This window comes from Pseudopontixanthobacter vadosimaris, assembly GCF_012979275.1.
Taxonomy (GTDB): domain Bacteria; phylum Pseudomonadota; class Alphaproteobacteria; order Sphingomonadales; family Sphingomonadaceae; genus Pseudopontixanthobacter; species Pseudopontixanthobacter vadosimaris.
On record NZ_JABASZ010000002.1, the window covers coordinates 74,119 to 97,824 of the forward strand.

Consider the following 23,706-nt stretch of genomic DNA (forward strand, 5'->3'; position numbering starts at 1 on the left):
GTTTGCGTATCGAAAGGCCGATCAGCGCTTCGAGAATTGGAAGCTCTTACGGGCCTTGGCGCGGCCATATTTCTTCCGTTCGACCACGCGGCTGTCGCGGGTGAGGAAGCCGGCGGCCTTCACCGTGGCGCGCAATGCGGGTTCGTAACGGGTCAGCGCCTGGCTGATGCCATGCTTCACCGCCCCGGCCTGACCGGACAGACCGCCGCCCGAGACGGTGGCGATCACGTCATACTGCTCTTCACGGTCGGTGATGGCGAAGGGCTGGTTGATGACGAGGCGCAGCGTGGGACGTGCGAAATACACCTCCTGCTCGCGGCCATTGATCGTGATCTTGCCCTTGCCGGGCTTCAGCCAGACGCGGGCGACCGCATCCTTGCGGCGGCCGGTAGCATAGGCGCGGCCGTACTGGTCCAGCTCCTGCTCGCGCAGCGGCATGGTGGGCGCGCGCGGTTCGGCGGCTTCGCCATCTGTCATGACGGCATCGGGCGTGTCGCCGGCGATGCTCTTGAGGTCGGACAGATCGGTAACCGTAGTACCCTTGGTGCCGGGCGTGTCCGTATCTGCCGTGGTGGGCGGAACTGCGGCAGGCCGTGCGGCGCCGTTGGTTTCGCCCTTGGTGTCGGGCGTGTCCGTGGTGGTGTTTTCGTCGGCCATTATGCGGACACCTTGTTCTTGCGGTTCATCGAGGCAACGTCGAGCGTTTCGGGCTGCTGGCCATCATGCGGATGTTCGGTTCCCGCATAGAGATGCAGGGCCTTCAGCTGGGCACGGCCAAGCGGACCGCGCGGGATCATCCGCGTCACGGCCTTTTCCAGCACGCGTTCGGGGAAGCGGCCTTCCAGCACCTTCTCAGGCGTGGTTTCCTTGATCCCGCCGACATAGCCGGTGTGCTTGTAATAGACCTTGTCGGTCGTCTTGTTGCCGGTGAAACGCACCTTGTCCGCATTGATGACGATGACATGGTCACCGCAATCGACATGCGGCGTAAAGCTCGGCTTGTGCTTGCCGCGCAGGTGATTGGCGATCACCACGGCCAGGCGGCCGACGACGAGGTTTTCGGCGTCGATGATGTGCCATTTCTTTTCGACCTCTGCCGGTTTGATCGACCGGGTGGTCTTGCTGAGAGCCTTCATGGGCCAGATATTCCCTGATTTGCGAAATTACGCTTGCGATTCGGCCCTGCAGCCTTTCGCGAGATGGCGGCGATCTGTGCGTCTTTGCCCGCAAAGTCAAGCTGACAGCGCGTCTCGGGAAAGGTAAAATGATACCTCTATACTGTCGCCGGCATCGCGGCACCGGGATATCTGCCTGCTTCACCCCTCTGCCGCCCGGCGGCATGAGCGCCCCAGGCGGTCGCCGCCACCAGCAATGCGCCGACCATCTGGTGCGCTACCGCCAGCCACAGGGCCACGCCTGACAGCACGGTGGCGATCCCGAGCAGGATCTGCACGCCGAGCAGGGCGTTCACCGCGACGGACGCCGCTCGCGCGCCGCCCGCCTTTGCGCGGCGCGCCAGCAGGAACAGGGCAATCGCAGCAGCGAAGGCCCACCAGCGATGGGCGAAATGCAGCAGGAAAGGATCATGCGTCAGCGCATGGAAGAACCCGCGCGACCCGTCATATTCCGGCAGGAAACCGCCCTGCATCAACGGCCAGCTGTCCGAAGCCAGTCCGGCGTTTAGGCCGGCCACCCACGCTCCCAGCAACAATTGCACGAAGAGGATCACGCCGACTGCGGCGGAAAAATCGGTCAGGCTGGCGCGGGAACGGCCCTTCGCCAGCAGCCGCAGATCCAGCGCCGTCCAGACCAGCCCGGCAAGCGTGAACAGCGCGGTCAGCAGATGAATTGAAAGCCAGAAATGGCTGACATCTGTCATCTGCACCGACAGTCCCGACCGGACCATGAACCAGCCAAAAACGCCCTGCAGCCCGCCCAGCGCCAGCAGGGCCACGAGGCGCGGCCTATATCCTGCCGGGATCGCCCCGCGAATCCAGAACCATGCCAGCGGCAGCGCGAAGGCGAGGCCGATCAGACGGCCCATGAAGCGGTGCGCCCATTCCCAGAAATAGATGAACTTGTAATCCGCCAGCGTCATGCCCGCCGGTCCTGTCACCTGCCGATACTCGCCGATCTGGCGGTAGGCGGCGAACTCCGCCTGCCAGGCAGCTTCGCTCAGCGGCGGCAGGGTTCCGGTCACCGGCTTCCATTCGGTGATCGACAGCCCCGATTCGGTCAGGCGTGTGATGCCGCCGATCACCACCATGATGACGACCAGCACGGCGACCGCCAACAGCCAGTTCGCAAGAGCGGCGGGGCGCAGACCGGATGTGCCGGCTGTGTTGCCCGAAGGCTCCGCATGGTCGGCAGGAACGTGGTAGGCAGCCATGCCGCCTAATTGCGGACGCCCCGGCCAAAGCGCAAGGGCCTTCGTTGGCCGTGTTCAACCCCCGGCCGAGATAATCGCTCCAGCGGATTTCCGCTCTTGCGCGATGTTACATTATTACATACACGGGCGGTATGAACGATGCCGGCAAGTCAGCCCGCGGATTTGGCGGGGCGAGAAGGCGCATGGACCGCGCGGGCATCTGGCTGTCGGGTCTGTGCGCGGTGCATTGCGTTGCCAGCATCGTGATCGTGTCGGCATTGGGCCTCGGCGGGCAGTTTCTTTTCGCCCCGTGGATTCACCGCTTCGGCCTTGCAGTGGCGCTGATCATCGCCGCCGTGGCCATCGGCTGGGGCGCGCTGCGCCATCGCCGCGCCGCGCCTTTCGTTACCGCCATGACCGGTCTTTCCTTCATGGGCGGGGCATTGGCCGTTCCGCATGGGGTGGAGGAGGCGGTGCTGACGATCATCGGCGTGGTCCTGGTGTCGCTGGGCCACATACTGAACTTGCGCGCGGCACATTGAACGCTATCTCGCCGGGCATGAACGCTCCAGACCCAGCCTCGCCGCCAACCTCCGCCAAACTCGCCGCGGGGGCGAAGACCGTCACCGTCAACGGGGACAGTCGGCAGACCGCTGCACAGACCGTTGCGGAACTGGCGCGCGAACTGGACCTCGACCCGGCAAAGGTGGCCGTGGAGCATAACGGGCAGATCGCGCCGCGTTCCACCCTAGATGCGGTGGCGCTTGCCGATGGCGATGTGCTGGAAATCGTCCATTTTGTCGGCGGCGGGCAGGCACAGGCGCCGGATGACGACAGCTGGACCGTAGCGGGGCGGACATTCCGCTCCCGGCTCATTGTCGGCACCGGCAAATATCGCAATTTCGAACAGAATGCGGCGGCTGTCGCAGCGAGCGGCGCAGAGATCGTCACCGTGGCCGTGCGCCGCGTGAACGTGTCCGATCCGGGGGCGCCGATGCTGACCGACTTCATCGATCCGGCGAAGATCACCTATCTGCCGAATACGGCCGGCTGCTTCAATGCCGAGGATGCGATCCGCACCCTGCGCCTGGCGCGCGAGGCGGGCGGCTGGGATCTGGTGAAGCTGGAAGTTTTGGGCGAGGCGCGCACGCTGTATCCCGACATGCGCGAAACGCTGAAAGCGACGGAAGTGCTCGCTGGCGAAGGGTTCCTGCCCATGGTCTATTGCGCCGACGATCCGATTGCCGCGAAGCAGCTGGAAGACGCCGGCGCGGTCGCCATCATGCCGCTGGGTGCTCCCATCGGTTCGGGCCTCGGCATCCAGAACCGGGTGACCATCCGCCTGATCGTCGAAGGGGCAAGCGTTCCGGTGCTGGTCGATGCCGGCGTCGGAACCGCCAGCGATGCCGCAGTGGCGATGGAACTGGGCTGCGACGGGGTGTTGATGAACACCGCCATCGCCGAAGCGAAAGATCCGATCCGCATGGCCCGCGCGATGCGGCTGGCGGTCGAGAGCGGGCGCGAGGCCTACAGATCGGGCAGAATGGCCACCCGCCGCTATGCCGATCCGAGCAGCCCGCTCGCCGGACTGATCTAGAGCGCTTCACCCACCTCGGGAACGGCGCGGGACCATGATTACCATCCGTTAACCATATGCGGCGACACTGATCCTGCAATGATGGAGCGGGATCATGGGGACGACCGGTAATTATTCGCTGACGATCGCTGAGATGCAGGAATTTGCAGGCTTCACGCCAGCGGAACAACGCTACATCCGCCGCAGTCTGGATGTCGCGCTCTGCCGTGACGATGCGTGCAGGCGCTGGGCCCGCGATGCCGATGAAAACCGTGACATCCGCCGCCAGCTACTTGCCTATCAGACGCTGCAGGAACTGCGCGATGCCATTCCGTTCGATGGCGAGGGCCACGCCATGGAAGATTTTCTCGGCCGGCTGATCGTCCTTGCCGCAAGAGATCTGGTGCAGGAACGCCTGACCTGTTTCTCCGCCTTCCGCTTCCTGTACGAACGGCTGCTGGGGGCACAGGCGCGGCCCTGGCTTCCCCCGGCGTTCTGCGGGGCCGCCGCACTGCCGCAGATTCGCCCGGCCTGGCGCCGCCAGTTGCTGCAATCCATCAGCGAAACCGCCGCCACCGCGCCGGGCTGGTCGAACCGCGAGCCGGGCTTCTTCCCCAAATTCATTGCCCTGGAAGAAGTGTAGGCCGAGGCCGTTCGGCAGCAACCGCTCTTTAACCGGTCGTATGTCAATCCTGCTGAATGAACGCGCCTCTACTTTTGCCCCTCGGCAAGCCACCAAGTCCCGCCGAACTGATCCACGTTGCCACCATCTGGCGCGGAGCAATGCTCAATCTTTTCGCCCGGTGCGAGGTTCTTGTTCACGAAGCCTTGCTGGCGATCGAGAGTGCAGGAGTAATCCTTCCAAAGAATGCTCGCCATGTGGGTGCGAGAGCACGCCTCAACGTTCTGTCCCGTCTGATCGAACAGCACGAGCTGAACGGGGGCGGGAAGGCAGTGCGTGGACGCCTTGCGGAGTGGGAGAAACTACTCGATCAACGCTGCGCGCTCGCGCATGGAGTTTTCGAGTTTGCTCAAGGCAAGGCGATCCTGCGTCATAGCGATTTCACAGGTGGAAAAGAAAAGGCGCGCAGCTACGGACCGCTAGATTGGCAGGACATGCTCGCGCACCTGGTGACGCTCGAAAAGCTGCAGAACGACCTGCGCAGCCAGCTCGGCCAGATCAGGGCCGATTGCCGGAACAGGAAATTGGCGAAGGAAGACCTGCCGACCTAACGCTTGTACAATGCGTCCAGCCGGTCGCCATAGAAGTCGCGGATCTTGTGGCGGCGGATCTTCAGGCTGGGTGTCATCTGTTCGTTGTCGATCGTGAACTCCTCATCCGCGAAGGCGAATTGCCGCACCCGTTCCACGACCGACAATTCCTTGTTCACCCTGTCGATCCCGGCACGGACTGCTGCCCTGAAGGCGGGCAGTTCCTTCAGCGCCGATAAATCGACGGGCTGCCCGTTTGCCGCTGCCCATTCCTGCGTCCATTCCGCATCGGGCACGATCAATCCGACGAGGTAAGGCCGCCGGTCGCCCGCCACCATCGCCTGGCCGATTTCGGGCTGCAATGTCAGCATGCCCTCGATCTTCTGCGGGGCGACATTGTCACCCTTGTCATTGACGATCATGTCCTTCTTGCGATCGGTGATCCTGATGCGGCCCCGTCCGTCGAAATGGCCGATATCACCGGTGTGGAGCCACGGGGCTTCGCCGGGGGTAGCAGGGTCCACCTGCAGCACCCGCCCGGTTTCGGCGGGGTTCTGCCAGTAACCATGCATCACCAATTCGCCGCGGCACAGGATTTCCCCGTCCTCGGCGATCCGCACCTCCACGCCGCGCAGGGGCGGGCCCACCGTGTCCATGGCCACCCCGGCCGACGGGCGATTGCAGCTGATGATGGGACCGGCCTCGGTCTGGCCGTAGCCTTGCAGCAGCGTCAGGCCCATCGCATCGAAAAAGGTGCCGACTTCGGGATTGAGCGGCGCGCCGCCCGAGACCATGGCCTTCAGCCGCCCGCCGAATTTCCTGCGGATCTTCGGGCGGAGCATCGCGCCGACCACGGCATCCATCGGTCTGTCCAGCAACGGCGTCCGCCCGGCTTTCGCCCGGCTGGCGCCGATCCGCAGCGCATGATCCATGAGGAGATTGGCCGCCTTGCCCTGCTGCTTCACCTGTTTGAGGATGCGCGTCCGCAGCACTTCGAACAGGCGGGGCACCACCACCATGATGGTCGGTTGCACTTCCTCGATATTGCTGGCGAGCTTGTCGAGACCTTCGGCGTAATAGATTTCGGCGCCCAGCCCCAGCGGCAGATATTGCCCACCGGTATGTTCATAGGCGTGGGACAGGGGCAGAAAGCTGAGGAAGCGTTCCTTCTCCCATTTGAAATCCTGCGCGATGATCTCGGCGGCGCCATGCACGTTGCACATGATGGCGCCGTGATGCTGCATCACTCCGCGCGGCGCACCGCCCGTGCCGCTGGTATAGATGATGCAGGCGGTATCGCCGCGCCCGATCGTCGCCAGCCTGCCCCGAACCGCCGCGCGGGCAGGTGCCGCATCGCCTGTGGTGAGCGCCGTCCAGTCATGGAAGCGCAACCCGCCCGATTGGTAGGGTCGCAGGCCTTCCATGGGGATGAGATGTTCGGCGATGCCGGTGCGCATGATGGCCGGTAGCAGCGGTTTCGCGAGCTTCGCATTGGAGACGATAACTGCCCGTGCGCCCGAATTGTCGAGAATATGCACATGGTCGCGTTCGGTGTTGGTGGTGTAGGCGGGCACCGTGATGCATCCCGCCGCCATGATGGCGAGATCGGCGATGCACCATTCCGGCCGGTTTTCCGAGATCAGCGCCACCCGGTCGCCGTCCACCAGCCCCATGTCGCGCAAGCCCTGCGCCAGCAGGCAGACCTGGTCCGCCACCTCGTTCCAGCCGAGCGGAACCCATTCGCCATCCTTCTTCGCCACCAGGAACGGCTGGTCGCCGCGCAGCTCCGCCCGGTCGAGGAACAGGGATACGAGGTTCGGGAAAGTGTCGAAATCGGCCAGCTGCACTGGAATCTCCTGCTCCATTCCGCCGTCTGTCGCGGCTGGAATCGGCGGGTGTTAGCCACCCCGTTCCCGCGCGGCAAGTTTCACTCCGCGTCGGCGCCCGCCGGTAACGGCTCCGTGGCGAGCATGGCCTCGAGGCGCGGGTCGCGGGCCGATTGCCACCCCTGTTCGGTCCGCAACGCGGCATTGGCCTTCAGCGGCGGCGTGCGGGTGACGATGGTATCATGGCCGAGCGCGCGCAGGGCGGGGATCATCCCCAGCAGCGCGGTATCGTCCTCGATGATGACCGTATCGCCATAGGCCATGATCAGCGGCAGGCCGAGCGCATCCTCCAGCGGCAGGCCGAAATCCAGGATGCCGACGATCGAACGGGCGACCTGCACCGGAATGGTCGATCCGCCTGCCGCCCCGATCAGCAGGAACGGCGCACCTTGCGGGTCATAGACCAGCGTCGGCGCCATCGACGATCGCGGGCGCTTTCCGCCTTCCACGCGATTGGCGACGGGCGCGCCGCCGATTTCTGGCGAGAAGCTGAAGTCCGTCAGTTCGTTATTGAGAAAGAACCCGCCGAACACCAACCCCGAACCGAAAGCACCTTCCACTGTCGAGGTGTAGCTCACCACGTCGCCACGCGCATCGGCCACGACGAAATGCGACGTGCCGTTCTCTTCCCCTTCGTTCCCATCGGCCTGCGCCTGCGGTGCAGATGGCGGAGTGCCGGGTAGGGCTTCCGCCAACGCGATGTCCGGGTCGATCAATTGGCCCCGGGTCCGCAGATAGGCGGAATCGGTCAGGCCGGCAGTCGGAACCGGGACGAAATCGGGATCGGCAAGATAGAGTTCACGGTCCGCATAGGCGAGGCGCTGCGATTCCAGGAACAGGTGCCAGGCGGTCGGCGATCGGGGACCAAGCTGCCCCATGTCGAAGCGCTCCAGCTGCTTGAGCATGGCCAGCACCGCGATGCCCCCCGAAGAGGGCGGCCCCATGCCGCAGATGCGATAGGCGCGGTAGAAGCCGCAGACGGGCGCACGCTCCTTTGCCCGGTAGGTTTCAATGTCGGCAGCAATCATCCCGGCAGGGCGGGGCGTCGCCGCGGCGACTTTCCCGGCCAGCGCTTCGGGAAGCGCGCCTTCATGGAAAGCCTGCGGGCCAAGCTGCGCGATTCGCTCCAGCGTCGCTGCGAGCGCGGGATTGGTGATGCGCGTGCCGGCAGATACCGGCTCTCCGGCGGCATCGTAGAACAGTGCGCGGCCAGCAGCATCGGCACTTCCGCGCGTTTCATTGTCGCGCAGCGAGCTTTCCAGCCGGCGGTTCACCACCCAACCGTCACGGGCGAGCGCGATCGCAGGCGCGAACAGATCCGCCCATGCAAGCCTGCCGAAACGGGCGTGGACCTTTGCAGCGAGAGCGATATTGCCGGGCACGCCGACGCTCAATCCGCTCAGCACGGCTTCGCGGAAGGGCAGCGGCTGTCCGCCCGGCGCGAGGAACCAGTCGGGGGACGCGGCAGAAGGCGCGGTTTCGCGGCCGTCGAAGCTGGTGATCGCGCCGCCTTGCGTTCCGTGCAGCATGAAGCCGCCGCCGCCGATCCCGCTGCTCTGCGGTTCCACCACGGTCAGCGCCAGCATGATGGCAAGGGCGGCATCGCTCGCGCTGCCGCCCTGCGCCAGTATCACGCGCCCCGCATCTTCCGCCCGCGGGTCGGCTGCGCTGACAGTCCCCTCGGCCGCGACGACTGAATCGGCACGGTCGGCGGGCGAAGCGGAGATGACCGGCGGAATGGCCGTGCAGGCGGACAGTGCCAGCGGAATGGCGAATGCGGTGGCGGAAAAGCGAAACATGCTCCGCCTGCTACTCGCTTGCCACCGCAGCTTCAATCGTCTGGAATCCATCGCGCTCCATCAGGCGTTCGATCCCGCTCACGATGCCGCGGGCGATCCCCGGCCCCTCATACACCATCGCGCTGTAGATCTGGACCAGGCTGGCCCCGGCACGAATGCGCTCCCACGCGTCTTCCGCGCTGCCGATGCCGCCTGCGCCGACAAGCGGCAGGTCGCCCCCGGTCGCCTTGCGGAAATCGCGCAGCCGTTCCAGCGCCAGCTGTCGCAATGGAGCGCCCGACATACCGCCGGACTCGCTCCTGTGCGGGCCGGAAAGCCTGTCGCGCGACAGCGTCGTATTGGCGATGATCAGCGCACCGAGCCGCCTGTCCATCGCGATACGGGCGATCGCATCCACATCTGCGGGGGTGAGGTCAGGCGCGACTTTCAAAAAGATCGGAGGTCGTGAAGTCTCGTGCATGGTGTCGTCGCGGGCGGCGATCACCGCATCCAGCAGGCGGGTCAGCGCGCCTTCGTCCTGCAAGGCGCGCAGTCCCGGCGTGTTGGGGCTGGAGATATTGACCGCCAGATAGGATGCCAGCGGCGCCATGATCCGCGTCATATGTGCGTAATCGGCAATCCGGTCGGATGAATCCTTGTTCGCGCCGATATTCACGCCGACGATGCCGCCGCCGCGAATGCCCGATCCGGACTCCTGCGCTGCGGCACGCGCCCGCAGCCGCTCGGCCGCAGCCTCCGCCCCGCCATTGTTGAACCCCATGCGGTTGATCACCGCCCGGTCGGGCGTCAGCCGGAACAGGCGGGGCTGCGGATTGCCGGATTGGGGCAGCGGCGTGATCGACCCCACCTCGGCAAAGCCGAAGCCGAGGCCCAGCAATTCGTCGGGCACGAGCGCGTCCTTGTCGAATCCCGCCGCCATTCCGACCGGATTGGGAAAAGACAGGCCCGCGACCCTGGTGGCAAGTCTGCCCGCCGATGCGCGGGGGCCGGGCGGCCGCAGGCGCAGCGCGCGCAGGGCGAGAGTGTGAGCCCGTTCGGGATCGAGCCTGAACAAGGCGGGGCGCAGCAAGCTGTAGAACATGTGCCGCCTATGCGGGCTGCGCCGCGCGATGTCGAGAATGCCGGAGCCTGCCCGGCCGCCCGCCCTCCCGCTTACCCGCCCGCCCGGTCGCATATCGATCTGCCCCGTTAGGTCGAGATCGGATGCAATCCGGCAGAATTGTCGATTCCATACAATCGCTGCCGGACGAATCAGGCTAATGAGACTGTGCGACCCGAAGGGCTCGACACAGAGATGGGAAATCCTGCGTGAAGTGCTTCATCCGCCGAACATGCGCGAAGTGAAGGTGGGTTTGCCGGATGAAAGGATCGCCGCTGACCGGGACCCGGACTAGCCGGCGGGCGAACAGATCGCCCGAGGCCGCTGGCCAAACAGCTTCGGCTTTGGCAGACAGTGACCAGGAAAAATCCTTTTGGAGAATGTCTTGCCCCTGAAATCCTGTCGTCCCGCCATGTCTCCCGCGATCTCCACGGCCGCACTGGCGCTAGCCCTGGCCGGCTGCGCCACGGTGCCGCCCGCCACGGATGCGCCGCTGGTCGCGCCCGTGGCCGCCAGCGATACCGGCACACCCGTCGTTCGTCCGGCGGCCGAAATCGGCACGTTTTTCGAACGTTACGATGCAGCGCAGCTGGAATTGTCGCCGCTGGCCAAGGCCTACCGCGGGATACGCGACGAGGATTACGGCCGCTGGGGCGAATTCGGCGACGCTGCCGAACTGCGCGAGGAACGGCTGCTGCAGAACTCCGCCGACGCGATGCGCCGCGCCTATGAACCCCGCACATTGCCGGAACAGGATGCGCTCAGCTACCGGCTGTTCGATGCCATGGCGCAGCGCAGCGCGGCCACTTTCCCTTATCGTGAATATGGTTATGTGTTCGACCAGATGAACGGGGCGCAGAGCCAGCTGCCGGCTTTCCTCATCAACATCCATTCGATCGCTGACGAAAATCAGGCGCGCGATTACATCAGCCGCATACAGGGCATCGGCCCCGGTCTGGATACGCTGATCGCCGAATCGCGGGAGCGTGCCGCCGCTGGCGTCATGCCGCCGAAGTGGGTCTATCCCTATGTCATTTCCGATGTGAACAATCTGCTGAGCGCCGACACGGACAACGCGGTGCTGGAGGATTTCGCGGCCAAGGTCGGCAAGCTGTCGATTGCGGACAATGCCAAGGCCGATCTGATCTCGCAGGCAACTGCGGCCTGGACCGGCTCGGCCGCGCCTGCCTATCGCCGCCTGCTTGCCGAAATGCAGCGTCAGCAGGCCACGGCCGGGACGGAGGACGGCGTCTGGCGCTTCCCGCAGGGCGCAGCTTATTACGATGCCTTGCTGTCCAACTACACCACGACCGATCTGACGGCGGACCAGATCCACAACATAGGTCTGCGCGAGATCGACCGGATTCATGGCGAGATGCGCGCCATCATGCAGCAGGTCGGCTTCACCGGCACGTTGCAGCAATTTTTCGAATTCGTGCGGACCGATCCGCGATTCTTCTACGACAATCGCGAGGATTACCTCGCGGAGGTGCAGGAGAAGGAGGAAGCGATCAAGGCCGTGCTGCCGCGCTATTTCGGCGTGTTGCCGACCGACCCGCTGCAGGTGAAGGCAGTGGAGGCGTTCCGCGAACAGAGCGCGGGCAAGGCGTTCTATCAGCGTCCGGCACCCGACGGATCGCGCCCCGGCACCTATTACGTCAATCTCTACCGCCTCGAGGACATGTCCAGGAACGAACTGGAAGCCCTGTTCTATCACGAGGGGCTTCCCGGCCATCACCTGCAACTGTCGATCCAGACGCAGCTGGGCGATGTGCCGCCTTTCCGCCGCTTCGGCGGGGTGACTGCCTATTCCGAAGGCTGGGGCCTCTATTCGGAAGAATTGGGCAAGGACATGGGTTTCTACACCGATCCCTATTCCGATTTCGGCCGCCTGGGCATGGAATTGTGGCGGGCGGCGCGGCTGGTGGTCGACACCGGCATCCACTCCAAGCGCTGGAGCCGGGAGAGGGCTATCGAATATCTGAAGACCAACACGCCCAATCCCGATGGCGACATCCGCAAGGCCATCGAACGCTATATCGTCTATCCGGGCCAGGCGACGGCCTATATGATCGGCAAGCTGAAGATCATGGAACTGCGCGAACGTGCCCGTACCCAGCTTGGCGACCGGTTCGACATTCGCGAATTCCACGATGCGGTGCTGAAGTCGGGTCCGGTGCCGCTCGATATTCTGGAGGAGAATGTCGAGGCCTATATCGCTGCCGAGCGGGCCTGAGGATCAGCATAGACCCGCAAACCCGCAGAAATGCTAACGACTCGCAACAAGCCGATTGTCATTGAAAGGCTGCCCACCCCTTCCTAGGTGAAATCGGAGCGATTTGCTCTGATTTCACCGGAAGGGTGACATGCGTCTTTCCAATCTCGCGGATTATGCCGTGGTCGTGATGAGCGCCGCCGCGCGTCATTGCGGCTTCGCGCGCATCTCCGCCGCGGAACTGGCGCTGGAAACGGGCCTTCCCGCACCCACGGTGCAGAAACTGGTCAGCCGGCTGGTTGCGGCCGGGCTGCTGAGGTCGCTGCGCGGCGCGAAGGGCGGGCTGCAACTGGCGCGGCCTGCTGCTGCCATCACCCTTGCCGATATCGTCGAGGCCGTGGAGGGACCGATCGCGCTGACCGCCTGCGTCGAGAGCGGCACGGCGGAAAGTGGCAAACGCGATTGCGGCATGGAGGACAGCTGCGCCGTCCGCCCGCACTGGCCGATGGTGAATGCCGTCATGCGCGATGCCCTTGCCGGCATTCCGCTGACTCGCCTCGCCGATCTCAACGCACCCGCGCCTTCCGCGCGAAGCCATGGCGGTTCGCCCGCCGGGATGGAAATGACACGATGAACGAACATGCCACTCTGCTCGATACCGGGAACGACACTGCTGTCCGTCACGACCGGGCGGAAAAGCCGGTGCAGGATCAGGCCGCGCGCGATGCCTCCAGGGCGCAGGAAACCTATGCCTACGGATTTTCCAGCGACATCGAGCAGGATTTCGCGCCCAAGGGCCTGAATGAAGATACCGTCCGTTTCATCTCGGCCAAGAAGAACGAACCCGAATGGATGCTCGACTGGCGTCTGAAGGCATTCCGCCTGTGGCAGACCATGGAAGCGCCGAACTGGGCCAAGCTGAAGGTCGACCCGATCGACTATCAGGATGCGTTCTATTACGCCGAACCGCGCAAGAAACCGTCGCTGGAAAGCCTCGACGAACTCGATCCCGAGATTAAGGCCGTCTATGACAAGCTGGGCATCCCCATCGCCGAACAGGAGGTTCTGGCCGGTGTCGAAGGTGCGCGGAAAGTGGCCGTGGACGCGGTGTTCGATTCGGTGTCCGTCGCCACCACTTTCCGTGCGGAACTCGAAAAGGCGGGGGTCATCTTCCGCTCGATCAGCGAGGCGATCCGCGAATATCCCGATCTCGTCCGCAAATGGCTGGGCAAGGTGGTGCCGCAGCGCGACAATTTCTTCGCGACGCTGAACAGCGCGGTCTTTTCCGACGGCACCTTCGTCTACATTCCCGAAGGCGTGCGCTGCCCGATGGAACTGTCGACCTATTTCCGCATCAATGCCGAAAATACCGGCCAGTTCGAACGCACGCTGATCGTTGCCGAGAAGGGCAGCTATGTCAGCTATCTGGAAGGCTGCACCGCGCCGATGCGCGATGAAAACCAGCTCCATGCCGCCGTGGTCGAACTGGTCGCGATGGAAGATGCGGAGATCAAATACAGCACCGTCCAGAACTGGTATCCTGGCGACAAGGACGGCAAGGGTGGCATCTATAATTTCGTCACCAAGCGCGGATTGTGCCAGGGCGACCGGTCGAAGATTTCGTGGACGCAGGTGGAAACCGGCAGCGCGATTACCTGGAAATACCCCTCCTGCGTGCTGAATGGCGAGGACAGCGTGGGCGAATTCTACTCCGTCGCGCTGACGAACAATCACCAGCAGGCCGATACCGGCACCAAGATGATCCACAATGGCAAGGGCTCGCGCTCCACCATCATATCCAAGGGTATCAGCGCGGGGCAGAGCGACAACACCTATCGCGGTCTGGTCCGCGTCGGGCCGAATGCCGACGATGTGCGCAATTTCACGCAATGCGATTCGCTGCTGCTGGGCGATCGCTGCGGCGCGCATACCGTGCCCTATATCGAGGTGAAGAATCCCTCCGCCCAGATCGAGCATGAGGCGACGACCAGCAAGATTTCGGACGACCAGCTGTTCTACGCCACGCAGCGCGGGCTGGACGAGGAAGAGGCCGTGGCGCTCATCGTCAACGGTTTTGCCAAGGATGTCATGCGCCAGCTGCCGATGGAATTTGCCGTGGAAGCGCAGAAGCTGCTCGCCATAAGCCTCGAAGGGAGCGTCGGATGAAGCCGGTCCTGACGCTTGGCGCAGGCGGGTCCGATGGGTCCATGTCGCCGCAGGATGCGATCCGCGCCTGGAACATTTCGGATGCGCGGGCGAAGGCGTTGAAGGAACGCGCCCGCGATATGCGCCGCAACCCCACCGGCGCGCAGGCCAAACTATGGGAACGGCTGAAGGATTCGAAGCTCGGCAGCTTCAACTTCCGCCCGCAGGTGGTGATGGGATCGGCCATTGTCGATTTCGCCTGCCGCCCGCGCTGGCTGGTGGTGGAGATTACCTCGCCCGATGCAGCGCAGGCCGCGATCGAGGCATTGAGCGATCGCAAGCTGACGGCTGTGGGCGTGCGGGTGATGCGTTTCACCGAACAGCGGGTGATGGAGGAGACAGACGCGGTTTGCGACGAGATCCTGACCGAACTGCGCGCGCCGTTCGAACGGCCGCAGATTGCCGGCCCGGCCAGTAGCGGCGAGCGCAGCCAGGCCGCGCCGCGCCGCGACTTCAATCGCCAGGGATCCATCCGCTGATCGCGGAACGGGAACGGGCGAAACAAGAAGATACATTTGGAACAGACATGCTGAAAATCGACAATCTCCACGCCGAAGTTGGCGGAACGCAGATCCTGAACGGACTGACGCTTGAGGTGAATGCGGGCGAAATCCACGCCATCATGGGCCCCAACGGTGCGGGCAAATCCACGCTCGCCTATGTGCTGGGCGGACGACCCGGTTACCAGGTGACGGACGGATCGGTCAGCTTCATGGGCAAGAATCTGCTCGACATGGACCCGCATGAACGCGCCGCGCTTGGCCTGTTCCTCGGGTTCCAGTACCCGGTCGAGATTCCCGGCGTATCCAATGTGCAGTTCCTGCGCGAGGCGCTGAACGCGCAGCGCAAGAGCCGGGGCGAGGAACCGCTGTCCGCCGGCGATTTCCTGAAGCTGGCGCGCGAGAAGGCCGCGCTGCTGCAGATGGACATGGACATGCTGAAGCGGAACGTGAATGTCGGCTTCTCCGGCGGCGAAAAGAAGCGCGCCGAGATGGTGCAGATGGGCATCCTCGGCCCGAAAATGGCGGTGCTGGACGAAACCGACAGCGGCCTCGACATCGACGCGCTGCGGATCGTCGGTGACGGCATCAACGCGATGCAGCGCGCACCTGACAAGGCGGTGCTGCTCATCACCCATTACCAGCGCCTGCTGGAGGTGGTGAAGCCCGATTTCGTGCATGTGCTCGCGAAAGGCCGCATCGTGAAGACGGGCGGTGCCGATCTGGCGCTGACGCTGGAAAGCGAAGGCTATGAGGCGGTGGCGGCCTGATGGAACCGGCCCTGTCCCCCACCCGCCGCGACGAGGACTGGCGCTATTCCGATGTGGAGGCGCTCGCCAGCCTTGACCAGGACACTTTCGAGAACTGGCGCGACATCGATGTCGCTGCCGGGGAAAGCGTCTGCGAAAGCATCGTCATCGATGCCGCCAGCGGGACGGATCTGCGGCGCCTGCGCGTCAGGATCGGCAAAGGCGGGCGCTGCGAATTGTTCGCGGTAAATGCCGGGGGGCGGCTGGGCCGCGTGGAGATCGTCGTGCGACTGGCGACGGGCGCGCATTTCGAATTCGGCGGCGTGACCCTGGGCGGCGGCGACACCACGCGGGAATTCGTCACGCGCGTCGCGCATGGTGAACCGGGTGCGACATCGAACCAGACCGTCCGCAGCGTGCATTGGGACAGCGGCACGGGAAATTTCCTCGGCCGCATCGACGTCGTCCGCGATGCGCAGAAAACGAATGCAGGCCAGGATTTCAAGGCCCTGCTGCTGAACAAGGGCGCCAGCGCCAATGCCGTGCCGCAGCTCGAGATTTTTGCCGACGATGTGAAATGCAATCACGGCGCGACGGTGGGCCAGCTGGACGAAGCGGCGCGGTTCTACATGGCGGCGCGCGGAATCCCGCCCGAATTGTCGCAGAAATTGCTCATTCGTGCCTTTCTGGCAGATGCGTTCCTTGCGCTTGGCGATGAAGCGGAGCGGGAACGCCTGCTCGAGTTGGCGCTGGATGCGCTGGGCGAGCGGGCATGAACATCGCGGTTGAGACACAGGCAATTGACCGGAAGCAGGATTTCCCCGGCCTGGTCACCGACCATGGCAAGCCGTGGCATTATCTTGACACGGCGGCGACCAGCCAGAAACCGCAGGCAGTGATCGACACGGTCGCGCGGGTTCTGGGGCGCGATTACGCGACCGTGCACCGCGGCGTCTATTCCCGCAGCGCACAGATGACGCTGGGCTACGAAGCCGCTCGCCGCCGCGTGGCGGAATTCGTGGGCGGGGCGGAGGACGAACTCGTCTTCACGCGCGGCGCGACCGAGGCGATCAACCTGGTCGCGCAAAGCTGGGGCGCGGCCAATCTGCGCGCCGGCGACCGCATCCTGCTTTCGCAGCTGGAGCATCATTCCAACATCGTTCCGTGGCAATTGCTGGCGGCGCGCACCGGCGCGCTTATCGATGTCTGCCCGATCACCGGCGATGGCCGCATCGATCTGGACGCGGCGGAAAAGATGCTGACGCGCGATCACAAGCTGGTCAGCTTCGCGCATGTGTCCAATGTGCTGGGTTCGACTCTCGACGCGCGGCGCGCTGCGGATCTGGCGCATGCGGTGGGCGCGAAACTGCTGCTCGACGGGTGCCAGTCGGTGCCGCGCATGGCCGTGAATGTCGCCGCGCTGGAATGCGATTTCTACGTCTTTTCCTCGCACAAGCTCTATGGCCCAACCGGAGTGGGCGCGCTCTGGGCACGCGGCGAGTTGCTCGAATCCATGCCGCCGTGGGAAGGCGGCGGTGCGATGATCGAGAAGGTAACCTTCACCGGCAGCACCTATGCCCCCCCGCCGCAAAGGTTCGAGGCGGGCACGCCCGCCATTGCCGAGGCGATCGGCTTTGCAGCGGCGGTCGATTATGTCGAGGCGATCGGCATGGAAGAGATCGCGGCGCATGAGTACGCCCTCGTCGCCCACTTGCGCGAAGGCCTGCGCCCCATGAACGATATCCGCCTGTTCGGCCCGGAAGACAGCGCCGGGATCGTCAGTTTCCTGATCGATGGGGTTCATCCGCATGATCTGGGCACTATATTGGATGAAGAGAACGTCGCCATCCGTGCCGGCCATCATTGCGCGCAGCCGCTGATGGATCATCTGGGCATTCCGGCCACCGCGCGGGCCAGTTTCGGCCTCTATAGCGACGAAAGCGATGTCGAGGCACTGCTTCGGGGCATCGAACGGACCAGGAGGATTTTCGGCTGATGGAACCGTCTGAAGAGAAGAAGGAATACATCGCGGCGCCTGCCCCGAACGAGCAGGTCATCGCGCCCCCCGAGCCGCCGCCGAAGCCGCCGCGCGCCCGCGTGTCGGACGTCATTGATGACGAGGTGGAAAGCCCGCGTCAGACGATGGAGCGCAAGCGCGATTACCTTGAGGGATTTCTCCAGAAGAAGCCGGAGGTCACGCCCGCAGGCGAGCCGGGCGGCCCGCTTTATGAAGCAGTCATCGAAGCGCTGAAGGAAATCTACGATCCCGAAATCCCGGTCAACATCTACGATCTGGGTCTGATCTACGGGGTCGACGTGTCGCCGGACAGCGACGTGGTGGTGTCGATGACCCTGACCACGCCCAATTGCCCCGTGGCCGAATCCATGCCGGCAGAGGTCGAATTGCGCGCAGGCAGCGTGCCGGGTGTACGCGATGCCGAAGTCGTCCTCGTCTGGGATCCGCCATGGGATCCGCAGAAAATGAGCGACGAGGCGCGGCTCGAGCTCGGGATGCTGTGATTGTCACCGATCAGGCGCGCAAGGAGCAGAAGGAGCTAACCGAAATGGCTACGAAAACCCGGTCCATCCCCGCAGCGTTGACGCTGACTGCGGCAGCGGAACAGCGCGTGGCCGATCTGATGGCGAAAGCGCCCGATGATGCGGTGGGCGTGAAACTCTCGACGCCGCGCCGGGGCTGTTCCGGCCTCGCCTACTCGGTCGATTACATCACCGAGGAAGCCCCGTTCGACGAGAAGATCGTGACGCCGGGAGGTACCTTTTACATCGACGGTGCCAGCGTGCTCTATCTCGTCGGATCGGTCATGGACTGGGTGGAGGACGATTTCACGGCCGGGTTCACTTTTGAGAATCCCAACGCCAAGGGCGCATGTGGTTGCGGCGAAAGTTTCATGGTCTGACCAGGCTTTCCACTCGTCCTGGTGGTTAATACAGCGCTTACTTTAAATAACTGGAAACATTGCCGTTTTCCTACGTTAAACCGGCATGAGAACCTTTCTCCTGTCGGTGGCCGCCTGTGCCGCCGCCCTGTTTTCGCCGCAGGCTAATGCTGCCGTTTCGGTCGACAACGCGCGCGCCAGCAGAAGCGACGCGAGCAAGGTGAAGAAGGTGCTGCGGCAAGTGCCGCGGATCGCCAGTGCCCGGGCAGTGGTGCAGGTCACACGGGGTGCGACTCTGCGCATCGTCAAAGGCAAGGCTGAACTGAAGGCCAAGCGACGGCCGCAGAGGATTGTCGCCGCCGATGGCCGCAATCTATTCGAATTCCAGTAAGTTCAGCGCTGAAGCGCAGCGGCGCAGGCGGCGCGGTCGACATCCAGCCCGTCGCTCGACCGACGCGCATCGACATAGGTCGCGCGCGGCTCCGCACCCGGTGCGGGCGGATAGAGGAAGATGTCGAGCACGCACGCCGTGCCGACGAATTGCAGCTTCCTGACATCGCCTTCGACGACATCGAGCCGCGGCTGACCGAAACGTGACAGCAGACCTGCGCGCTCGGCACCGATGATCCCGTCCAGACCCGGCAAATTCATCACCTTGGCGGAGCGAAATCCGGTCGCCGAGGGAGCGGGCTGAGTCGGCGGTATGCGAACCGCCGGCGCCCGCACCCCGGGCCGCGTCGCACCCTGCGGCTGGCCGGCCTGCGGGACTGCGGTCGCGCAAGCGGCAAGCGCCGGCAGCAGGCCGAGGATAAGAATTCTGGAGCGGGCGGCAAATTCAGGCATCTGGAACCTTTTTCCGGCGGTGGACCCGGCGGTGGACGAGGTGAGTTGCGGCCGCCGCCCCCAGGATCGGCGCCAGCAGATTGATGAAGGGAATCGCCAGCAACCCTGCCACCGTCAGGCCGAGCAGGAAACGGGAAATCGCCGGGATAGGTGCGGTTGCGCTCCTGTCCCGCCGATGCCGCAGCCAGACCATGTCCTGCAATTCGCGCCCGAGAAGCCAGCCATTTGCAAGCAGGAACAATATCGCAGTACCGATGCCGGTGGCAAGCAGGACAAGGGCGAATGGCAGGACCGCCAGGTTGACCAGCACGGCCCGCAGGGTTGATCGGGCGGAATTTTTCAGTTCCTCTGCGAAGCCGATCCGCCGGGCGGTCAAGCCATGCTCCGGATAATGGCGCTGTTCCACGGCAAGAACCACTTCGTCGGCGAAGAACTGCAGCACCGCGAGTGCCACCAGCCGGAACAGCAGCCATCCGCCGATTATGGTCAGCAGCAGCGCGACCAACGCACCGATGGTGCTGCTGCCATCCACGCCCCAGCCCGCCAGCACTGCGGAAAGTGCATAGTAGCCGCTCACGCCCAGCAGGATGAAAAGGGTCAGCGTGACAAGGACACTCTTCACCAGCACCCGCAGAATGCGCGGATCGCCCAATTGGGACAGGGCCAGGCCGAAGGAGGATGGCAGCGACGTCATGGTGGGTATCCCATTCGAGCGCCCGCCCGGCCAAGTCAATCGCCCTGCGATCATCGAAGCCGGCCGCAGCCTATTGGCGATACCCGGCCAAGCGGCTAGGCGGGCGCTGATTTCAGATCGACCGGAGGAATTTGCATGAGCCAGCCTGACATCGACGCGCCCGAGTACGACGTCATTGCCATCGGCAACGCCATTGTCGACGTGATGGCGCCTTGCGACGATGCGCTGATCGCGAAGCTGGGGCTGAACCGTGGCGGCATGACCCTGGTGGATGCCGATGGCGCGACGCAGCTTTATGACGCGATGGGCCCCGCGCGTGAGATCTCGGGCGGATCTGCCGCAAACACGCTGGCCGGGCTGGCCGCGCTGGGCATGAAATGCCAGTTCATCGGTCAGGTGGCCGATGACCAGCTGGGCGAGGTGTTCAGCCATGACATCCGCGCCGCCGGCATTGCCTTTGCGACCGAGACGCGTGCTGGCGAGCCGGCAACCGGCCGCTGCCTCATCTTCGTGACGCCTGATGGCGAGCGGACGATGAACACCTTCCTCGGCGCATCGCAATATCTTCCCGCCAGCGCGCTGGACGAAGACGCCATCCGCAGCGCCGCCATCCTGTATCTGGAAGGGTATCTCTGGGATCCGGAGGAACCACGCGCCGCGATGCGCCGGGCCATCGGCGTGGCGCGCGACGCCGGGCGGAAAGTCGCCTTCACCGCCAGCGAAAGCTTCGTCATCGACCGGCATGGCGATGATTTCAGGGCTATGATCGAAGACGGGCTGATCGACATCCTGTTCGTGAACGAGAGCGAATTGGCGACCCTGACCGGCAAGGACAGCTTCGATGACGGTCTCTCCAGCCTGTCGGGCAAGGTGCCGGTTCTGGTCGCCACGCGTGGCGCGAACGGCGCGGTCGTCGTGACAGAGGGCAAGACCTGCCGCGTCGATGCCGAACCCGTTGACGAGGTCGTCGACACGACCGGCGCGGGCGATCTGTTCGCGGCCGGTTTCCTGGCGGGCCATGCCAGCGGACGCAGCCCGGAAGAATGCCTGACCATGGGCGCACTCGCGGCAGCCGAAATCATCTCGCATTACGGCGCGCGGCCCGAAGCCGATCTGAAGAGCCTGGTGGCGAAGCGATTCGCCTGACGAGCCATGCCGCCCCTGTTGCAAGCGGCGTCGGGCGCGGCGGGTTTCAGCCCGCCTCGCGCGCGATTTCCCGCCAGCCGATGTCGCGCCGGCAGAAGCCGCTGGGAAATTGGATCGCGTCGACCGCTTCATAGGCCTTCTGCCGGGCGGCGGTGACATTCGCACCCCTGGCGCTGACGTTCAGCACCCGGCCGCCATTCGCAACGAGATCGCCCTCTGCGCCGCGCGCAGTGCCGGCGTGGAAGATCTTCACACCCTCTGCCTCCTTCTCGGCCAGATGGATGGTGCCGCCCTTCTGCGGCGTTCCGGGATAACCCTCCGCCGCCATGACCACCGTCAGCGCGGTATCGGCGGAAAAGCGGGCGGCTTCGCTGCGCGACAGGCGGTTTTCGGCGCAAGCCAGCATCAATTCGCCGAGATCGGATTGCAGTCGCATCATCAGCACCTGGCATTCGGGGTCGCCGAACCGGCAATTATATTCGATCAGCTTCGGCCCCTCGTCCGTCAGCATCAGCCCGGCATAGAGCACGCCCGAATAGGGCATGCCCGCATCGGCCATGGCGCGCACCGTGGGCGCGATGATCCGCTCCAGCGCCTCGCCCCGGCGCATGGCGTCGAGCACGGGGGCGGGGCTGTAGGCGCCCATGCCGCCGGTATTCGGCCCGGTGTCGCCTTCGCCCACCCGCTTGTGATCCTGCGCCGTGCCGAAAGCCATGATGCTGGCCCCATCGGTCAGCGCGAAGAAGCTCGCTTCCTCGCCCTTCATAAACTCCTCGATCACCACCTCCGCTCCCGCGCCGGATGCCGAATCGACGAATTTGCCGTCGAACATGTCACCCAGAGCAGCCTCGGCATCGGCCCGGTCTTCCGCGATGACGACACCCTTGCCCGCGGCCAGCCCATCGGCCTTCAGCACGTAAGGCGCGGCGAAGCCGTCGAGCGCCGCCAGCGCATCCTGCAGGTTCTTCACCCGGACATAGCCGGCGGTGGGGATGCCGGCACGGGCGCACAGATCCTTGGTGAATCCCTTGCTGCCTTCAAGCTGCGCGGCAGCGGCCGAGGGGCCGAATACGCGGACACCTGCGGCGCGCAAGGTGTCGGCAAGTCCGTCCACCAGCGGTGCTTCGGGCCCGACAACCACAAGCCCTATTCGTCTATCGGCGCAAAAACGAACCACGCTGCCATGGTTTGTAACGTCCAAATTAACCAATTCGGCATGATCGGCGATGCCGGGGTTGCCCGGTGCGGCATACAGCCTATCTCCCGGCTTCGCCAGCAAACGGGATTGCGCCAGCTTCCATGCCAGCGCATGTTCGCGCCCGCCCGAACCCAGCAACAGGATATTCATGCCTCAGCCTCCGCTTTTCGCAACCGGTCCCGATGGTGAACCGGGCCAGCAGGGGCTCGTAGCGCGCCCGCGCCGGGGCGACAACGCCGAGCCGCTGACCGTCACCCAGATTTCCGCCGCGCTGAAACGCACCGTGGAGGACAGGTTCGGCCATGTGCGCCTGCGCGGGGAACTGTCGGGCGTGAAGCGGGCAGCATCGGGGCATCTCTACTGCGCGCTGAAGGATGACAAGGCGGTGATCGACGGGGTGATGTGGAAGGGGGCCGCCGGGGCGCTTCCTTTCGTGCCGGAAGACGGGATCGAGGTGGTCGCCACCGGCAAGGTCACGACCTATGCTGGCCGGTCCAAATACCAGATCGTGATCGACAGCATGGAGATCGCGGGCGAAGGTGCCTTGCTGGCCCTGCTGGAAAAGACCCGGCTGCGGCTGGAGGCCGAAGGGCTGTTCGATCCTGCACGCAAGCGGGCGCTGCCGTTCCTGCCGCAGACGATCGGCGTCGTCACCTCGCCGACAGGTGCCGTGATTCGCGACATTCTGCACCGCCTTGCTGACCGCTTTCCCAGCCATGTGCTCGTCTGGCCGGTGCTGGTGCAGGGGCAGGGCGCGGCGGAGCAGGTGGCGAATGCCGTGCGGGGCTTTTCAGGCCTCGTGCCAGGCGGAAAAGTGCCGCGGCCCGACATCGTGATCGTGGCGCGCGGCGGCGGATCGGTGGAGGATCTGTGGGGCTTCAACGAGGAAGCGGTCGTCCGCGCCATTGCCGAAAGCACGATCCCGATCATCAGCGCGGTCGGGCATGAAACCGATACGACACTGTGCGACCATGCCGCCGATCGACGCGCACCGACTCCCACGGCCGCGGCGGAAATCGCCGTTCCGGTAAAAGCCGAATTGCAGGCGGTGATCGGCGATCTGGCCCATCGCAAGAAACGCTGCGCCCTGCGCCCCGTCGCCTTGGGACGCGAGAGGCTGGAGGCCCGCGTCGGCAGGCTGCCCCGGCCCGAATCTCTGTTGCAGGGGCAGACACAGCGCCTGGACGATCTGGCGGAACGGTTGAAGCGCGGCCTCATGGACCGCGCCGCGCAGGCCCGCGAGAAGCTGCAGGGCGACAGCGCCAGGCTGAGCGCACCGCTGCTGCGGGCGCGGTGGAGCGGTGCGCGCGTCACCCCCG

General features: G+C 64.7%; 25 protein-coding genes. 16 read left to right on the top strand and 9 right to left on the bottom strand.

Annotated features, from left to right (window positions below; genetic code table 11):
• Positions 1-21: 21 nt before the first annotated feature.
• The 3 genes from rpsI to HG250_RS00395 all read right to left on the bottom strand — a co-directional run bounded on the left by rpsI (position 22) and on the right by HG250_RS00395 (position 2,389).
• Positions 22-657, bottom strand: coding sequence for a 30S ribosomal protein S9 (rpsI, locus tag HG250_RS00385; protein ID WP_420821296.1), 636 nt, complete (start codon positions 655-657; stop codon positions 22-24).
• Positions 657-1,136 (bottom strand): 50S ribosomal protein L13, encoded by a 480-nt coding sequence (rplM, locus tag HG250_RS00390; RefSeq protein ID WP_170001711.1) that lies wholly within the window; start codon positions 1,134-1,136, stop codon positions 657-659. Before rplM ends, rpsI begins: the two co-directional genes overlap by 1 nt.
• A gap of 137 nt (positions 1,137-1,273) precedes the next feature.
• Positions 1,274-2,389: a COX15/CtaA family protein gene (locus HG250_RS00395; RefSeq protein ID WP_170001713.1), complete on the bottom strand. Its 1,116-nt coding sequence runs from the start codon at positions 2,387-2,389 to the stop codon at positions 1,274-1,276.
• Between the two features lie 131 nt (positions 2,390-2,520).
• Between HG250_RS00395 and HG250_RS00400 the strand changes: the two genes are divergently transcribed.
• From HG250_RS00400 to HG250_RS00415, 4 genes are all read left to right on the top strand, one after another.
• On the top strand, positions 2,521-2,910 hold the full coding sequence (locus tag HG250_RS00400; RefSeq protein ID WP_170001715.1) for a MerC domain-containing protein: 390 nt from the start codon (positions 2,521-2,523) through the stop codon (positions 2,908-2,910).
• A gap of 17 nt (positions 2,911-2,927) precedes the next feature.
• Positions 2,928-3,965, top strand: a complete 1,038-nt coding sequence (gene thiS / locus HG250_RS00405) for a sulfur carrier protein ThiS (protein WP_170001717.1) — start codon at positions 2,928-2,930, stop codon at positions 3,963-3,965.
• Between the two features lie 94 nt (positions 3,966-4,059).
• A complete protein-coding gene (locus HG250_RS00410) occupies positions 4,060-4,587 on the top strand; it encodes a hypothetical protein (RefSeq protein ID WP_170001719.1) in 528 nt (175 codons plus the stop codon).
• A gap of 56 nt (positions 4,588-4,643) precedes the next feature.
• On the top strand, positions 4,644-5,177 hold the full coding sequence (locus HG250_RS00415; RefSeq protein ID WP_170001721.1) for a hypothetical protein: 534 nt from the start codon (positions 4,644-4,646) through the stop codon (positions 5,175-5,177).
• Here HG250_RS00415 and HG250_RS00420 read toward each other — a convergent pair.
• From HG250_RS00420 to HG250_RS00430, 3 genes are all read right to left on the bottom strand, one after another.
• Entirely contained in the window at positions 5,174-7,021 is a 1,848-nt protein-coding gene (locus HG250_RS00420) for an AMP-dependent synthetase/ligase (protein ID WP_170001723.1), read from the bottom strand. The genes HG250_RS00415 and HG250_RS00420 overlap by 4 nt on opposite strands.
• Positions 7,022-7,083: 62 nt before the next feature.
• Positions 7,084-8,841 (bottom strand): gamma-glutamyltransferase, encoded by a 1,758-nt coding sequence (gene ggt, locus HG250_RS00425; RefSeq protein ID WP_170001725.1) that lies wholly within the window; start codon positions 8,839-8,841, stop codon positions 7,084-7,086.
• 10 nt (positions 8,842-8,851) lie between these two features.
• The gene (locus HG250_RS00430; protein ID WP_170001727.1) at positions 8,852-9,922 is read right to left on the bottom strand and encodes a quinone-dependent dihydroorotate dehydrogenase; all 1,071 of its coding nucleotides are present in this window, start codon (positions 9,920-9,922) and stop codon (positions 8,852-8,854) included.
• A gap of 430 nt (positions 9,923-10,352) precedes the next feature.
• Between HG250_RS00430 and HG250_RS00435 the strand changes: the two genes are divergently transcribed.
• From HG250_RS00435 to HG250_RS00480, 10 genes are all read left to right on the top strand, one after another.
• Complete coding sequence (locus HG250_RS00435; protein ID WP_170001729.1) at positions 10,353-12,176, top strand: DUF885 domain-containing protein; 1,824 nt, start codon at positions 10,353-10,355, stop codon at positions 12,174-12,176.
• Between the two features lie 130 nt (positions 12,177-12,306).
• Positions 12,307-12,789 (top strand): SUF system Fe-S cluster assembly regulator, encoded by a 483-nt coding sequence (locus tag HG250_RS00440; protein WP_170001731.1) that lies wholly within the window; start codon positions 12,307-12,309, stop codon positions 12,787-12,789.
• A complete protein-coding gene (sufB, locus tag HG250_RS00445) occupies positions 12,786-14,321 on the top strand; it encodes a Fe-S cluster assembly protein SufB (protein WP_170001733.1) in 1,536 nt (511 codons plus the stop codon). Before HG250_RS00440 ends, sufB begins: the two co-directional genes overlap by 4 nt.
• On the top strand, positions 14,318-14,839 hold the full coding sequence (locus HG250_RS00450) for an endonuclease domain-containing protein (RefSeq protein WP_170001735.1): 522 nt from the start codon (positions 14,318-14,320) through the stop codon (positions 14,837-14,839). Before sufB ends, HG250_RS00450 begins: the two co-directional genes overlap by 4 nt.
• Before the next feature lie 47 nt (positions 14,840-14,886).
• Positions 14,887-15,630, top strand: coding sequence for a Fe-S cluster assembly ATPase SufC (gene sufC, locus HG250_RS00455; RefSeq protein WP_170001737.1), 744 nt, complete (start codon positions 14,887-14,889; stop codon positions 15,628-15,630).
• The gene (locus HG250_RS00460) at positions 15,630-16,385 is read left to right on the top strand and encodes a SufD family Fe-S cluster assembly protein (protein WP_170001738.1); all 756 of its coding nucleotides are present in this window, start codon (positions 15,630-15,632) and stop codon (positions 16,383-16,385) included. Before sufC ends, HG250_RS00460 begins: the two co-directional genes overlap by 1 nt.
• Positions 16,382-17,605 (top strand): aminotransferase class V-fold PLP-dependent enzyme, encoded by a 1,224-nt coding sequence (locus tag HG250_RS00465; protein WP_170001740.1) that lies wholly within the window; start codon positions 16,382-16,384, stop codon positions 17,603-17,605. The genes HG250_RS00460 and HG250_RS00465 overlap by 4 nt, the downstream gene beginning before the upstream one ends.
• Positions 17,605-18,129, top strand: coding sequence for an SUF system Fe-S cluster assembly protein (locus tag HG250_RS00470; RefSeq protein ID WP_170001742.1), 525 nt, complete (start codon positions 17,605-17,607; stop codon positions 18,127-18,129). Before HG250_RS00465 ends, HG250_RS00470 begins: the two co-directional genes overlap by 1 nt.
• Positions 18,130-18,173: 44 nt before the next feature.
• The gene (locus HG250_RS00475) at positions 18,174-18,527 is read left to right on the top strand and encodes a HesB/IscA family protein (RefSeq protein ID WP_170001744.1); all 354 of its coding nucleotides are present in this window, start codon (positions 18,174-18,176) and stop codon (positions 18,525-18,527) included.
• 85 nt (positions 18,528-18,612) lie between these two features.
• Positions 18,613-18,897 carry a hypothetical protein gene (locus HG250_RS00480; RefSeq protein ID WP_170001746.1) on the top strand — a complete coding sequence of 95 codons (285 nt, stop codon included), beginning with the start codon at positions 18,613-18,615 and terminating at the stop codon, positions 18,895-18,897.
• A gap of 2 nt (positions 18,898-18,899) precedes the next feature.
• On the opposite strand, the gene HG250_RS00485 is transcribed toward HG250_RS00480, so the two are convergent.
• Together HG250_RS00485 and HG250_RS00490 are read right to left on the bottom strand one after the other, a co-directional pair.
• On the bottom strand, positions 18,900-19,349 hold the full coding sequence (locus HG250_RS00485) for a hypothetical protein (RefSeq protein WP_170001748.1): 450 nt from the start codon (positions 19,347-19,349) through the stop codon (positions 18,900-18,902).
• The gene (locus HG250_RS00490) at positions 19,342-20,043 is read right to left on the bottom strand and encodes an EI24 domain-containing protein (RefSeq protein WP_170001750.1); all 702 of its coding nucleotides are present in this window, start codon (positions 20,041-20,043) and stop codon (positions 19,342-19,344) included. Before HG250_RS00490 ends, HG250_RS00485 begins: the two co-directional genes overlap by 8 nt.
• Positions 20,044-20,193: 150 nt before the next feature.
• On the opposite strand from HG250_RS00490, the gene HG250_RS00495 reads away from it, so the two are divergent.
• Positions 20,194-21,189, top strand: a complete 996-nt coding sequence (locus tag HG250_RS00495; protein WP_420821297.1) for an adenosine kinase — start codon at positions 20,194-20,196, stop codon at positions 21,187-21,189.
• Between the two features lie 46 nt (positions 21,190-21,235).
• Here the strand turns inward: HG250_RS00495 and purD are convergent, their stop codons facing one another.
• Positions 21,236-22,537 carry a phosphoribosylamine--glycine ligase gene (gene purD, locus HG250_RS00500; RefSeq protein WP_170001754.1) on the bottom strand — a complete coding sequence of 434 codons (1,302 nt, stop codon included), beginning with the start codon at positions 22,535-22,537 and terminating at the stop codon, positions 21,236-21,238.
• Here purD and xseA point away from each other — a divergent pair.
• The coding region (gene xseA / locus HG250_RS00505) for an exodeoxyribonuclease VII large subunit (protein WP_170001756.1) at positions 22,536-23,706 on the top strand (1,171 nt) is incomplete at its 3' end. The genes purD and xseA overlap by 2 nt on opposite strands.